Origin of the sequence: Variovorax sp. OK212 (assembly GCF_900112425.1) — a bacterium.
GTDB lineage: Bacteria > Pseudomonadota > Gammaproteobacteria > Burkholderiales > Burkholderiaceae_C > Variovorax.
Genome location: NZ_FOLP01000001.1, coordinates 862769 through 877030 on the forward strand (window position 1 = coordinate 862769; position 14262 = coordinate 877030).

General features: G+C 67.9%; 13 protein-coding genes and 1 riboswitch. Of the genes, 8 read left to right on the forward strand and 5 right to left on the reverse strand.

All coding sequences use genetic code 11. The features are described 5' to 3' along the window. Positions 1–21 precede the first annotated feature (21 nt). The gene (locus BM004_RS03860; protein ID WP_093211378.1) at positions 22–582 is read left to right on the forward strand and encodes a nucleoside 2-deoxyribosyltransferase; all 561 of its coding nucleotides are present in this window, start codon (positions 22–24) and stop codon (positions 580–582) included. A 56-nt stretch (positions 583–638) separates the two neighbouring features. Then, on the forward strand, positions 639–1511 hold the full coding sequence (locus tag BM004_RS03865; RefSeq protein ID WP_093211380.1) for an alpha/beta fold hydrolase: 873 nt from the start codon (positions 639–641) through the stop codon (positions 1509–1511). Between the two features lie 66 nt (positions 1512–1577). Here the strand turns inward: BM004_RS03865 and BM004_RS03870 are convergent, their stop codons facing one another. Next, positions 1578–2015 carry a hypothetical protein gene (locus tag BM004_RS03870; protein ID WP_143072404.1) on the reverse strand — a complete coding sequence of 146 codons (438 nt, stop codon included), beginning with the start codon at positions 2013–2015 and terminating at the stop codon, positions 1578–1580. Positions 2016–2058: 43 nt separating this feature from the next. Further along, a complete protein-coding gene (locus tag BM004_RS03875; RefSeq protein WP_093211384.1) occupies positions 2059–3072 on the reverse strand; it encodes an AraC family transcriptional regulator in 1014 nt (337 codons plus the stop codon). A 241-nt stretch (positions 3073–3313) separates the two neighbouring features. Between BM004_RS03875 and BM004_RS03880 the strand changes: the two genes are divergently transcribed. Next, on the forward strand, positions 3314–4288 hold the full coding sequence (locus tag BM004_RS03880) for a helix-turn-helix transcriptional regulator (RefSeq protein ID WP_093211386.1): 975 nt from the start codon (positions 3314–3316) through the stop codon (positions 4286–4288). A 36-nt stretch (positions 4289–4324) separates the two neighbouring features. Here BM004_RS03880 and BM004_RS03885 read toward each other — a convergent pair whose 3' ends face one another. From BM004_RS03885 to BM004_RS03895, 3 genes are all read right to left on the reverse strand, one after another. After that, a complete protein-coding gene (locus BM004_RS03885) occupies positions 4325–4669 on the reverse strand; it encodes a DUF1161 domain-containing protein (protein ID WP_093211388.1) in 345 nt (114 codons plus the stop codon). 112 nt (positions 4670–4781) lie between these two features. Next, entirely contained in the window at positions 4782–7019 is a 2238-nt protein-coding gene (locus BM004_RS03890; RefSeq protein WP_093211390.1) for an NADP-dependent isocitrate dehydrogenase, read from the reverse strand. 148 nt (positions 7020–7167) lie between these two features. Continuing rightward, on the reverse strand, positions 7168–7803 hold the full coding sequence (locus BM004_RS03895; protein ID WP_093212009.1) for an ABC transporter ATP-binding protein: 636 nt from the start codon (positions 7801–7803) through the stop codon (positions 7168–7170). A gap of 78 nt (positions 7804–7881) precedes the next feature. On the opposite strand from BM004_RS03895, the gene BM004_RS03900 reads away from it, so the two are divergent. The 5 genes from BM004_RS03900 (at position 7882) to BM004_RS03920 (ending at position 14250) form a co-directional block, all read left to right on the forward strand. After that, complete coding sequence (locus BM004_RS03900) at positions 7882–8658, forward strand: hypothetical protein (RefSeq protein WP_093211392.1); 777 nt, start codon at positions 7882–7884, stop codon at positions 8656–8658. A gap of 171 nt (positions 8659–8829) precedes the next feature. Further along, positions 8830–8954, forward strand: a riboswitch (glycine riboswitch). A 140-nt stretch (positions 8955–9094) separates the two neighbouring features. After that, positions 9095–10678 carry an ABC transporter substrate-binding protein gene (locus tag BM004_RS03905; protein WP_093123869.1) on the forward strand — a complete coding sequence of 528 codons (1584 nt, stop codon included), beginning with the start codon at positions 9095–9097 and terminating at the stop codon, positions 10676–10678. Positions 10679–10700: 22 nt separating this feature from the next. Continuing rightward, a complete protein-coding gene (locus BM004_RS03910) occupies positions 10701–11642 on the forward strand; it encodes an ABC transporter permease (RefSeq protein WP_093123872.1) in 942 nt (313 codons plus the stop codon). 19 nt (positions 11643–11661) lie between these two features. Then, positions 11662–12618 carry an ABC transporter permease gene (locus BM004_RS03915; RefSeq protein ID WP_093211394.1) on the forward strand — a complete coding sequence of 319 codons (957 nt, stop codon included), beginning with the start codon at positions 11662–11664 and terminating at the stop codon, positions 12616–12618. Between the two features lie 3 nt (positions 12619–12621). Next, positions 12622–14250, forward strand: coding sequence for a dipeptide ABC transporter ATP-binding protein (locus BM004_RS03920; protein ID WP_093211396.1), 1629 nt, complete (start codon positions 12622–12624; stop codon positions 14248–14250). Positions 14251–14262 lie beyond the last annotated feature (12 nt).

Sequence of the window (14262 nt, forward strand, 5' to 3'; positions counted from 1 at the left end):
GAAATCGATGATGCTCCGTCGATGGTCGAAGCTCCCGAAATTCCGTCGCGTCCGCGCATCTACCTGGCCGGCCCGGACGTCTTCCGTCCCGACGCCAGAGACCATTTCGTCCGGCTCGCCGCCGCTTGCGATGCGGTCGGCCTCGCAGCCCTGCTGCCCGCCGACGGCAACGAAGACACGACTTCAGACACGCCCGAGAAGCGGATCTACGAAGCCAACATGCAGCGTCTTCGCGGTGCCGACGGTGTCGTCGCCAACCTCGCCTGCTTCAGGGGCCTGGAGCCCGATTCCGGCACGGTGTTCGAAGTCGGCGCGGCCATTGCGCTCGGCATTCCCGTGGTGGCCTACGGCGTGGCGGAGGGCAGCTATGCGGACCGCGCGCAGGCGGCGCTGGCATGCGAGAAGGACGCGAACGGCGTGCTGCGCGAAAGCGGCACCGGCATCGCGGTCGAAGACTTCGGCCAGCAGCTGAACCTCATGCTGGCCTGCTCGATCCAGATCGAGCCGACGCCTGAAGCGGCGTTGAAGGCGATGGCCGGGCTGCTGGCCGCGCGCCGCGCACCCCAAGCAGGAAAGCCCTGACCCCCGCTCCAGCCGCCACCGCCTAGGATGGCAGTCCCTTTCCACTGGAGCACCGCATGCAGATCACCGAGACGCACTTCGACCTCAGCGCCAACGACGGCGTCACGGTGGAGGCCCATCGCTGGCAGGGCGCGACGCAGCGGGCCGTCATCCAGCTGGCGCACGGCATGGGCGAGCATTCGCTGCGCTATCGGCATCTGGCGCAGGCGCTGGTGCAGGCCGGGTACGTCGTCTATTCGAACGAGCACCGCGGCCACGGCAAGGGCGCTTCGGCGCGCGGCGAGCTGGGCGAGTTCGGCCCGCGCGGGTTCGCCGGGCTGGTGGACGACATGGCGCTGCTGAGCCGCCACGTGCGCGGCGTGCATCCGGGCCTGCCGCTGATCCTGCTCGGCCACAGCATGGGCTCCTTCGCCACGCAGTACTACCTCGTCAGGCACGGCGAACTGCTGTCGGGCGCGGTGCTCTCTGGCACCTCCGCGCTCGACCTGCTCGGCGCCGCCTTGCAGGGTGGCTTCAAGCTCGAGGACATGAACGCCGCGCTGCCCGACGTGCGCACGCCCTTCGACTGGCTCAGCCGCGACCCGGCACAGGTCGACGCCTACATGGCCGACCCGCTGTGCGGCTTCACGGTTTCGGCCGAGGGCATGGGCTCGATGTTCGCGAACCTCGCCGACCTGGCGCCCGCCGCGATGCAGAAACGCATCCGGCCCGAGCTGCCGCTGTACCTGTTCGTGGGCGACGAGGACCCGGTCAGCAACAAGGCCGAATGGTTCTATCCGCTGGTGCAGCGCTACCGCGAGGCGGGGCTGCGCGACGTGTCGTGCCACGTGTTCGGCGGTGCGCGGCACGAGACGCTGAACGAGACCAACCGCGACGAGGTCGAGGCGGTGCTGCTGGCTTGGATCGCGCGGGTGGTGGGGGCGAGGTAGGTTCCGGTCCGGCGGCTGCGGACGGCTCGAGGCTCAGGCGGCGCGCCGGGCATCGAGCCATGCGCCTCAGCGCTTGCGGTTCAGCGACTCGGCAAGGCCCGCGTTCATCTTCCGGAACTGCTCCACCACATCGTCGCAAGCCTCCTTGCTCGCGCCGCAGAGCACGTGCATCCGGATGTCGATGGTTCCGTTTTCCTGGATCAGGCTCCGCTTGACGGCTGTGGGGTACACGGGGTGCTGGGGCGTCGCGATGGACCACAAGGTCATCTCGCTCGCGTCGTCGATCACAAACCAGTCGTTCTCTTCACGGATGTTCACGCCCGGCTTTGCCTGCAGGGCTTTCAAGGCAGCGTCCGGCGAGGCATAGCCGATGGCGCTTTCCTGGCTCGCCGGTGCACCGTCGGGCACCTCCTGCACCTGCTGCATCTGCTGCATCTGCTGCGCCTGCGCGCCGGACTGGCAAAGGATCGCCAGGCAAAGAAGAGGCAGGGCGCGACGCAACATCCGGGCGACTGTAGCCGGGTGCCGCATCCGGCGGCGGCTGCTCTCAGGCAGGCCTTGCCGACGACGCCCTGAACTCCTGCGGCGACACGTCGTACGCCCGGCGAAACGCCCGCGTGAAATCCGACGGGCTCTTGAACCCCACGCCGTACGCCACGTCCGTGACCATCATGTGCGGGTAGCGCGCGAGGTCGTCGGCCGCATGGCGCAGGCGCAGGTGGCGGATGTACGCGCCCAGGCCGCCTTCGTGCTGGAACAGCCGGTACAGGGTGGGGCGCGGCAGGTGCAGCGCGGCCAGCACCTGCTCGGGCGACAGGTCGGCGCGGTGCAGGTTGGCCTGCACGTAGCGCCGCACCTGGCCGAACATGGCCGCGCGCGCGGCGGCGCGCGCGTCGCCGCTCAGGCGGGCTTCCTTGCCGAAACCGGCCAGCAGCAGCTGCGCGCTCGAACGCACGGCGTTCTCGGCCATGAGGGCGCTCATGTGCGAGATGTCGCGGCCCAGCGCCTCGACCTGGGCCAGGGCCAGCCGCGCGAGCGGCGTGTGCTGCGGCATCACGCGGCCGTGGATGGCCTCGGGGTCGGGAAAGACTTCGTTCACCAGCGAGCCGGGCACGAAGAAGGTCAGCACCCGGCAGTCGTTGCGCCGCATGCGCACGGGCTGGCCCATGTCGAGCGCGATCACCTTGGCCGAATGGGGCGTTTCCTTTTGCCGGGCCGGCGAGCGCACGGTGACGCCTTCGACGTCGCCCTCCAGGAACACATGGAAGGCGAAGTCGCGCACCTTGTCGGTGGAAATGCGCGCCAGCGAGCGCTCCAGCCGCATGGCGTCGGAGCGGCAGTCGGTGAAGACGACGTCGCCGATGTCGTAGCGGTCGATGGCTGCGTGAAACGGGCGGCCGCTGTCGTCGGGAACGGGCACCACGTCCATGACGTGGCCCACGCGGTCGCGCCAGGCCTGCACCCGACGGGCCGGCGGCTCGTTCAGCACGCTGAAGTGGCTGTAGGGAAGACCGTTCGGGAGCGTGGAACGGACACCGGTTTCGAGGTCGCGCAAGCCCATCAAAGATGTTCAAAAAACGGCGTGAAGACCGTTAAAAAACCTACAAATAAGACGAAAGTGCCAAAAATTCCCGGAAATCTGGCGGATTCTCTCAAGAAGTGAGACGCACGGTCAAGGCCGTCCGGCGCGTGCACGCAATCTCCCTGCAGACGTGGCAGCAAGTCCACGCGTGCGCGGTTTGCCCTGGGCGAGTACCGGTCAATACGCAGCTTCACTTCATTCTTGAGGGGGCGAGACAGACATGTCCACGGGAAAGATCGGGCGGGTTGCCCTGCGGTTGGCAAGCCGCTATCGCACCAGCGCCGCCGGCGGGGCGGCGCTCGAAGGGCGGCCGCTGCGCTGGCTGGCGAAGGGCATCGCGGGGCGCGGCAAGCTCTTCCGGCGCAGCCTGGGCGTGAAGCGCTGGGGGGCGCGGGCGCGGCTCGTGGCGCTGCGGGAACGCACGCGGCTCATCGACCAGATGTGCGTACTCGGCGCGATGTACCCGGGCGACGGCGCAAGCCGCGCGAGCGTGTCGGTGAGCGCGGCGAGCCCGAGGATGCCGCTGTCGCCAGCGCTGCTGAAGCCGGAAGTCTTTCGCAAGAACAACACCATCGCGGCGCCGGGCGCGCAGCTGTACCGGGCGGCCCGCGCGATGCAGCCGGGCCACTGGAGCGCGCCGCCGCAAGCCGCCACGCCCGGCAGCGCATTGCCCGCCGGCTTCCCCGCCTGGGAGCGCGACGCAGGGCTCGCGCACGCGCTCGGCGACGACGTGCTGCCGGCCGATTCGGCCGCGGCCGCGAGCATCGTGGGTTCGATGTTCTCCGAGGCGAACGAGGTGGAGCTGGCCTTCCTGATGCGCCTGATCGCCGAAGGCGACTCGGCCACGGCCGCTCGCATTGCACGGCGCATCCTGGAGACGAAGCGCTCGACCGGGGCCGAGCCGCTGGCCGAGGCCGCAGCCTCGGCGCCACCGAAGGCCAGGCGCGCGCGCGCGGCGGCGCCGGCGAGCCCGGAGCGCGGACGCGGCTCGCTGTCTCCGCGCGAACTGAAGGTGCTGCGCATGATTTCGCAAGGCCTGAGCAACCGCGAGATCGCCGAGACCAGCTACCGCTCGCTGCACACGGTCGATGCGCAGGTGAAGAACATCTACCGCAAGCTGGCGGTGAAGACGCGCGCACAGGCGGTGCGCGAGGCGATGCAACGGGGGCTGCTCAACCCCGAGGCCTGCAACTAGCCCCAGGTCGGCCCGAGCTGGCCCGGGCTGGCCGGGCTATTGCGGCTTGCGGCAATCGCCGCCGACGGACACGGTGCCGTCCTTGCATTCGGTGAGCATGGGCTCGCGCGACGGCGACGGCGCCAGCGCCGGCGCGCCGCCCGCGTCCGGCCTCGGTTCTCCGACGCCTTTTTCGTAGACGACCTTCTTGCTGCCCAGCTCGCAGCTGCCCACCACCTGCCCGCTGGCCGGTGCGTTGGCATCGACCACGGACACGGTGAAGCGCGCCACGCCGGCGGCGGCGATCTTCGATTCGATCTGGGTGCGCAGGTCGTCGCAGCTTTGGGCGCCATGGGCGGCGCCGGCAACGGCCAGCACGGCGGGAATGAGCCAGGTTTTCATGGGGGGCCTGCCTTGCCAGCGGATGGAGGGACGTGGAGTCTAGTCCCGCACCCGCTGGAGGAGGGAGAGCCGGGGAGCGGCAGTTGCTGCCGTCCCAGGGCTCGTCGTGGCGTCAGGCTTGTGCCGACGCCAGGGTGGCGTTGAGCGTTGCGCTCGGACGCATCACGGCCGCGTACTTCTCGGGGTCGGCCAGGTAGTAGCCGCCGATGTCCACGGCCTTGCCTTGCACGGCTGCGAGCTCGTCGACGATCTTCTGCTCGTTGGACGTGAGCGTCTCGGCCAGCTTCTTGAACTTGGCTTGCAGATCCTTGTCTTCGGTCTGCGCGGCCAGTTCCTGGGCCCAGTACATGGCCAGGTAGAACTGGCTGCCGCGGTTGTCCAGCTGGCCGGTCTTGGGCGACGGGTTCTTGTTGTTGTCCAGCAGCTTGCCGGTGGCGGTGTCGAGCGTCCTGGCCAGGATGGCGGCCTGCTTGTTGCCCGTCTTCAGGCCCAGGTCTTCCAGGCTCACGGCCAGCGCCAGGAATTCACCCAGCGAGTCCCAGCGCAGGTGGTTCTCCTCGACCAGTTGCTGCACGTGCTTGGGGGCCGAGCCGCCCGCGCCGGTCTCGTACAGGCCGCCGCCGGCCATCAGGGGCACGATGGACAGCATCTTGGCCGAGGTGCCCAGTTCCATGATGGGGAACAGGTCGGTCAGGTAGTCGCGCAGGATGTTGCCGGTGGCGCTGATGGTGTCCAGGCCGCGCACGACGCGTTCCAGCGTGTAGCGCATGGCGCGCACCTGGCTCATGATCTGGATGTCCAGGCCCGAGGTGTTGTGCTCGTGCAGGTACATCTTGACCTTGGTGATCAGCTGCGCCTCGTGCGGGCGGTAGGCGTCCAGCCAGAACACCACCGGCATGCCGGAGTTGCGCGCGCGGGTGACGGCCAGCTTGACCCAGTCGCGGATCGCGGCGTCCTTGACCTGGCACATGCGCCAGATGTCGCCTTGCTCCACGTCTTCGCTCATCAGCACTTCGCCGCTGTCCAGGTCGGTGATGTTGGCAACGCCGTCTTCCGGGATCTCGAAGGTCTTGTCGTGCGAGCCGTACTCCTCGGCCTTCTGGGCCATGAGGCCCACGTTGGGCACCGTGCCCATGGTCTTGGGGTCGAAGGCGCCATGCCACTTGCAGAAGTTGATGATCTCCTGGTAGATGCGGGCGAAGGTCGACTCGGGCATCACGGCCTTGACGTCCTTCAGGCGGCCGTCGGCGCCCCACATCTTGCCGCCGTTGCGGATCATCGCGGGCATCGAGGCGTCCACGATGACGTCGTTGGGCGAATGGAAGTTGGTGATGCCCTTGGCCGAGTCGACCATGGCCAGTTCGGGGCGGTTCTCGTGGCAGGCGTGCAGGTCGCGCTTGATCTCGTCCTGCGTGCTCTGGGGCAGCGTGGCGATCTTGGTGTACAGGTCGACCATGCCGTTGTTGACGTTGATGCCCAGCTCGTCGAACAGCTTGCCGTGTTTCTCGAAGGCTTCCTTGTAGAAGATCTTCACGCAGTGGCCGAACACGATGGGGTGCGAGACCTTCATCATGGTGGCCTTGACGTGCAGCGAGAACATGACGCCGGTCTTGTGCGCGTCCTCGATCTCCTTTTCATAGAAGGCCAGCAGCGCCTTCTTGCTCATGAACATGGAGTCGATCACTTCGCGGTCCAACAGCGCGATCTTGGGCTTGAGCACGATGGTCTTGCCGCTCTTGGTGATCAGCTCCATCTTCACGTTGCGCGCGCGGTCCAGGGTCATGGACTTTTCGCCGTGATAGAAGTCGCCGCCGTGCATGTGCGACACGTGGGAGCGCGAGGCCTGGCTCCAGTCGGCCATGCTGTGCGGGTTCTTGCGTGCGTATTCCTTGACGGCATTGGGCGCGCGGCGGTCGGAGTTGCCTTCGCGCAGCACGGGGTTCACGGCGCTGCCGGTGCACTTGTTGTAGCGCGCGCGGATGTCCTTGTCCTCGTCCGTGGACGGGCTCTCGGGGTAGTCGGGGATCTTGTAGCCCTTGCCCTGCAGTTCCTTGATCGCCGCCTTGAGCTGCGACACCGAGGCGCTGATGTTGGGCAGCTTGATGATGTTGGCGTCGGCCTGCAGCGTGAGCTTGCCGAGTTCGCTGAGGTTGTCGGGCACCTTCTGCGCGTCGCTCAGGAATTCGGGGAATTCACCCAGGACGCGGGCGGCCACGGAGATGTCGCTCGTGGTGACGTTGATGCCGGCCGGGTTCGTGAAGGCGCGGATGATGGGCAAAAACGCGTAGGTCGCCAGCAGGGGCGCCTCGTCGGTGAGGGTGTAGACGATGGTGGGTTGCTTCGAGCTCATGCGCTTGCTTCCGTAGATGCTGGTTGTCGGGTTGGCTGGAAAACTTCTGGCGGGATCGGCCGCCGGAATCCGCGATTGTCGCCCGTCGGCGACCTGTTTAGTCCGCCCGAGGGGCGATCACCCCCACGGGCACCTTGTCAATGGGGTTTCAGGGGAGCGGCAGCTCGATGGTGGCCGCCAGCGGCACGGTGTCGATGCGCTCGGCGCTGGCGACCAGGAAGGCCCTCTGCGTGCCCGCTTCGGCCAGTTCGCACAGCGAACGCCACAGGCAGCGCACCGAACCCGCGTCCAGCGCGGCCGCGGGCTCGTCCAGCAGCACCAGCGGGCGGCTCGAGGCGAGGGCGGCGGCCAGCCACACCTTGCGCCTCGAGCCGGTCGACAGCATGAACAACGACTTCTCCAGGTGCGGGGTCAGCGAGAAGCCTTCGACCAGCGCCTGCCAGCGGGCGTCGTCGAAGCCCGCGTCGCCCTCGCGCAGCGCGGCGGTGCATTGGTGCACCGTGGCCTGGTCGAAGCGGTCGGTGGACGGGTCGACGAAGAAGACGTTACGGCGATAGGCCTCGGGCGACGCGGCCAGGCTGGTGCCCGCCACGCTCAGCTCGCCGGTGGCGGGCAGCGCGCCCGCAATCACCTGCAGCAGCGCCGACTTGCCCGCGCCGGTGTCGCCGTACAGCAGCGTCACGCCGGGGCCGATGGCGGCGCTCCAGTTCGAGGCGATGGCGGGCTGGCCGGGGTACGCGAAGCCGAGCGCGCCGATCTGGAGGAGGGAGGTAGGTGGGTTCATGGTCGCGGCCGACTGTACCAAGCGAGCTTGTGCAGCCGGCCGCACGAAAGGCGCCCGCCGTGGCTACCATTCGGCTCCATGAAAAAGCTGCTCGCCACCGGTCTCCTCGTGTCGTTGTTCGCCGGCCCGGTGCTCGCCGCGCCGTCCGCGCAGGTGTTCGAGGTGGTGAACAAGCCCGAGTCGGTCGATGCGCAATGGCGTGCGCGTCTGTGCGCCCTGCTGCCGCAGCCGTGCGACGTGCAGCAGCTGGGCCTGTACCGCCCACGCGGCGCAACGCCGGGCAACTTCGTCGTGCTCTCCGCACAGCCGCTGGCCATGGCGCGCGTCAAGCGCACCACCGACGCGAAGGGCTGGCAGCTCGACCGCATGTACGAATTCCCGGCCTACGCCGAGTCCGTCAGGAAGGAAGACAACGCGGGCGCGCCCGAGACCCGCCTGTCGCTTGCGCCCGCGCTCTATCCGCTGGCCGAAGGCAAGTGGGCGGTGGCCGTGCTGCAGACCGTGTCGGAGATGTACTCGGGCGGCGGCGCCTCGTTCGACACCGCCGACTTCGTGCCGCTCGAGGACGGCAAGGCCGTGCACGAAGACATTCCCTTCTCGTGCTTCAAGATGATCCGCGCCTGCTTCAGCGAGAAGGAATACAAGACCTCCAGGCACTGCCACGACGAGAGCAACGGCAGCCTGCGCATCGCCTACGGCGAAGCCGCGAAACCCGGCGGCCTGTACGACTGGCAGTACACGTGGCTGCAGACCGAGTGGGGCCAGAACGAACCGCAGAGCGCCGCGGTCAGCTCGCGCATCCGCTTCACCGCGAAGACCACCGAGCGCGCGGGCTTCTGCGGCGGGCCGCAGTAAATACAAAGGCGTATCGCGCACCGTGCGCGCAGCGTAGGGCCACGCGCATCGCGCCGAGTGGCACGCAAACTGCTTTGGAGAAATCCATCCAGGAGAAATGCCGGCTCGATGCTTCGAGTTAGTGCATTACCGAAGGCGATAGCCCAGAACGCTCAGGTCCCAAGACTGGATTTTTCTAACGCTGGAGAGCGCTGACCGGACCCGTTGCAGGGACCGAGGGCAGCCGCCGAAGGGGCAAGCCCTGTGCGATGTGCGCGCAGGGTGAATCTCTCAGGCAAAAGGACAGCAGGGGCACGCCGCGCAGAGCGCGGGGTGTCCGTGTTCGCTTCCGGAGCCTCCTTGTTTCCATGACTTGTTTTCCGCAACGCCACACGACGCATGTGTTCCTGGCGTTGCCCGTTTTCGCGTCCCCCTTTTTCAACCGGAGAACTGACCCATGCTGACGAAACGACGATTGAAAGCCATCTTCGCGGGCGCCCTGCTGGCCGCGGCGGCAGCCACCACCTTCGCGCAGGACACCGGCAAGGTGCTGCGCCTGGTGCCGCAGTCCGACCTGAAGATCCTCGACCCGATCTGGACCACCGCCTTCATCACGCGCAACCACGGCTACATGGTCTACGACACGTTGTTCGGCGTGGACGAGCAGGGCAAGGTGCATCCGCAGATGGTCGACAAGTACACGACCAGCCCCGACGGCAAGACCTGGACCTTCACGCTGCGCAAGAGCCTGGCCTTCCACGACGGCAAGCCCGTCACCTCGGAAGACGTGCTCGCCTCGCTCAAGCGCTGGGGCCAGCGCGACGGCCTGGGCCAGAAGATGTTCGCCGCGCTCGACAAGGCCGAGGCGGTCGACGCCAACACCTTCAAGCTGGTGTTCAAGGACACCTTCGGCATGGTGCTCGACGCGCTGAGCAAGCCTTCGTCGAACCCGCCTTTCATCATGCCCGCGCGCGTGGCCGCCACGCCCGCCGACAAGCAGATCGACGACGCCACCGGCTCGGGCCCGTACATCTTCAAGAAGGACGAGTACCGGCCCGGCGAGAAGATCGTCTACCTGAAGAACACCAGGTACGTGCCGCGCACCGAGGCGCCCTCGGGCACCGCCGGCGGCAAGAACGTGTACGTCGATCGCATGGAATGGATCATCCTGAAGGACGCGCAGACCCAGGCCAACGCGCTGGCCAACGGCGAGGTCGACATGATCGAGTGGGTGCCCTCCGAGCAGTACACGGCGCTGAAGAACAACCCCGCCATCACGCTCGACAGCCCGGTGTCCAAGGGCTCGTTCGCGCTGCACCTGAACCACCTGATCCCACCCTTCGACAACCCGAAGATCGCGCAGGCCGCGTTCATGGCCATCAACCAGGAGGCGCTCATGCGCGCCCAGCTGGTGCACAAGGAGCTGTACAACAGCTGCGCCTCCATCTACCCGTGCGGCTCGACCTTCGCGACCGACAAGACCGGCTACTTCACCGGCAAGCCGCAGTTCGAGAAGGCCAAGGCGCTGCTGAAGGAAGCCGGCTATGACGGCAAGCCCGTGGTGCTGATGTTCCCGGCCGACTTCGCGGTGCTCAACAAGTTTCCGCCGGTGATGGCGCAGCTGCTCAAGCAGGCCGGCTTCAACGTCGACATGCAGTCGATGGACTGGCCCACGCTCGTCACGCGCCGCGCCAAGAAAGACCCGGTCACCAACGGCGGCTGGAACCTCTTCATCACCGGCTGGGGCATTGCCGACAACATGAACCCGATGTTCTTCGCACCGCTCACCGGCACCGGCGACAAGGGCTGGTTCGGCTGGGCCACCGACGACAAGCTCGAGCAGCTGAAGTCGGAGTTCCTCGCCACGGCCGACGAACCCAAGCGCAAGGAACTGGCCACGGCCATCCAGCAGCGCGTGTACGACACCGGCATCTACGCGCCCATCGGCGAATACAAGCCGCTCACGGCCTACCGCAAGGGCGTGGTGAGCGGCGTGGTGCGCTCGCCGGTCGGCGTGTTCTGGAACCTGAAGAAGAACTGAGCCCGCCTCACGGGACCCGCCCATGCTGCTCTTTCTTGCACGCCGCATTCTCTCGACCGTGCCGGTGCTCGTCATCGTCGCGCTGATCGTCTTCCTGATGCTGCGGCTCGCGCCCGGCGACCCCGCGGCCGCCATCGTGGGCGACAGCGGCACCAGCGAGAACATCGCCAGGGTGCGCGAGCAGCTGGGCCTGAACCAGTCGCTGCCCGTGCAGTTCTTCCACTGGAGCGCGCAGCTGCTGCAGGGCAACCTGGGCGAGTCGTACTTCATGAAGAAGACCGTGACCGAGCTGATCGGCCAGCGCATCGAGGCCACGGTGTCGCTGGCCGCGGTGACGCTGGTGGTCACCATCCTCATCGCGGTGCCGCTGGGCGTGATCGCCGCGTGGCGCCATGGCGGGTGGCTCGACCGCATGCTCATGGGCTTCTCGGTGATGGGTTTTTCCATACCCGCCTTCGTCATCGGCTACGTGCTCATCTGGATCTTCGCGCTGCACCTGCAGTGGCTGCCGGTGCAGGGCTACGCGCGGCTGAGCCAGGGGCCGCTGCTGTGGCTCAAGCACCTGATCCTGCCGTCGATCACGCTGTCGATCATCTACGTGGCGCTGATCGCGCGCGTCACGCGCGCGGCGGTGGCCGAGGCCATGACCGAGGACTACATCCGCACGGCGCGCGCCAAGGGCATATCGGAGACGCGCCTGCTGATGCGCCACGCACTGGCCAACGCGGCGATTCCCATCGTCACGGTGATCGGCATCGGCATTGCGCTGCTCATCGGCGGCGTGGTGGTCACCGAGACGGTGTTCGCCATTCCGGGGCTCGGCCAGCTCACGGTCGACGCGGTGCTCTCGCGCGACTTTCCGCTGATCCAGGGCATCACGCTGTTCTTCTCCGTCATCTATGTGCTCATCAATCTGCTGATCGATGTGAGCTACCTGGTGTTCGACCCCCGCATCCGGTATTGAACCGCCACGAAGAAACACCATGACCGATTCGTCTCTTTCCCTCGCCCCCCCGGCGCCTGCATCCGACGGCGCCGTGGAGGCACTGCCGCCGCCCAGGCGCCGCTCGCTGCTCAAGCGCATCCTGGCCAACTGGTCGGTGCGCGCCGGCGGCGGCGTGCTGGTGCTGCTGGTGCTCATCGCGCTGGCCGCGCCGTGGCTCGGCACCATCGACCCGACCGCCATCGACCCCGGCAGCTCGAACATCCTGCCGGGCACGCGCGGCGAGTTCAACAGCCTGGCCGGCGACACCTTCGAGCACCTGTTCGTCATGGGCACCGACAGCCTGGGCCGCGACATCTGGAGCCGCACGCTGTACGGCGCGCGCGTGTCGCTCACCGTGGGCATCGCGGTGGCCGCGCTGGCGGTGGTGTTCGGCATGCTGGTGGGGCTGCTGGGCGGCTACTTCCGGCGCATCGACAGCGCCGTCATGCGGCTCATGGACGGCGTCATGGCCATTCCCGGCATTCTGTTCGCGATCAGCCTGGTGGCGCTGTTCGGCGGCAAGCTGCTCACGGTGGTGGTGGCCATTGCGGTGCCCGAGATCCCGCGCGTGGCGCGGCTGGTGCGCTCGGTGGTGCTCACGGTGCGCGAGGAGCCGTACGTGGAAGCGGCCATCGCGCTGGACACGCCGACCTGGAAGATCCTGGTGCGGCACATCCTGCCGAACGCCATTGCGCCGCTGATCATCCAGGCGACCTACGTGTGCGCGTCCGCCATCCTGGTCGAGGCGATCCTGTCGTTCCTCGGCGTGGGCCTGCCGGCGGACATGGCGACCTGGGGAAACATCATGGCCGAGGGCCGCGCGCAGTTCAACCAGTTCCCGCACAACGTGCTGTTCCCGGGCATCTTCCTGGCGCTCACGGTGCTGGCCGTGAACATCCTGGGCGACGGCCTGCGCGACACGCTCGACCCCAAGTTCAACAAGCGCGGAGGCTGAGCCATGACGAACCCCACCCCTGTTCCGCCCGTTCTTTCCGTGCGCGACCTGGCCATCGCATTGCCGCCTGGCGGCGACCGCGCGCATGCGGTCGACCACATCTCCTTCGACGTGCCGCCCGGCAAGATCGTCTGCCTGCTCGGCGAATCGGGCTCGGGCAAGTCGGTCATCGCCAACGCCGTGATGGGGCTGCTGCCGCCGGGGCTCGTGCCCGTGCGCGGCACCATCGCGCTGCAGGGCGAGAACCTGCTGGCGGCGCCGCAGGCGCGGCTGCGCGCGCTGCGCGGCCCGTCGATGGCCATGGTGTTCCAGGAGCCCATGACCGCGCTCAACCCCGTGATGACCTGCGGCGCGCAGGTCGACGAGATGCTCGCGCAGCACGTGTCCATGGGCGCGGCCGAGCGGCGGCAGAAGATCCTGGCGATCATGGCGCGCGTGCGGCTGCCCGAGCCCGAGCGCATCTATGCCTCGTACCCGCACCAGCTCTCGGGCGGACAGCGCCAGCGCATCGTGATCGCGATGGCGCTCATCCTGAAGCCCGCGCTGCTCATCTGCGACGAGCCGACCACCGCGCTGGACGTGACCACGCAGGCCGAGATCCTCAAGCTCATCCTGGAGCTGCAGACCGAGAACGGCACGGCGGTGCTGTTCATCACGCACGACTTCGGCGTGGTGGCCGAGATCGCCGACGAGGTGGTGGTGCTGCAGCTGGGCGCCATGATCGAGAAGGGCGACAAGATGGCGGTGCTCACCGCGCCGCGCGAGCCCTACACGCAGATGCTGCTCGATGCGGTGCCCGAGCTGTCGGCGCACAAGCGAGCGCCGGTGGCCGACGCCTATCCGCTGCTGAATGCGGTGAACATCTGCAAGACCTACGTCACCGGCAGCTGGCCGGGCAAGCGCCGCACGGTGAAGGCCGCGCGCGACGTGTCGCTGGCCGTGCGGCCCGGCGAAACCGTGGGCATCGTGGGCGAGTCGGGCTCGGGCAAGTCGACGGTGGCGCGCTGCATTGCGCGGCTGATCGACCCGACCTCGGGCGACATCTTTGCCGACGGCCGCTCGGTGGCGCACGCCACGGGGCGCGCGCTGTCGCCGTTCCGGCGCACGGTGCAGGTGATCTTCCAGGACCCATACCGCTCGCTGAACCCGCGCCAGACGGTGGGGGCATCCATCGTCGAAGGGCCGGTGAACTTCGGCACGCCGCACGCCGAGGCCTGGGCCCGCGCCGAGGAACTCATGCGGCTGGTGCGGCTGTCGCCCGACGCGCTGCGCCGCTACCCGAGCGAGTTCTCGGGCGGGCAGCGCCAGCGCATCTCGATTGCGCGCGCGCTGGCCTGCGAGCCCAAGGTGCTGATCGCCGACGAGGCGGTGTCCGCGCTCGACGTGTCGGTGCAGGCGCAGATTCTTCGGCTGCTCGACGAGATCCAGCAGCGGCTGAAGATCGGCATTCTCTTCATCACCCACGACCTGCGCGTGGCCAGCCAGATCTGCGACAACGTGATCGTCATGAGCCAGGGCGAGATCGTGGAGCGCGGCGCCGTGAGCGACGTGTTCTTTGCACCGCAGCATGCGTACACGCGCAAACTGTTGGCTGCTGCGCCCGGGCGCGACTTCGCTTTTGCGCGCAGCTAGGGCTGCGCCCCG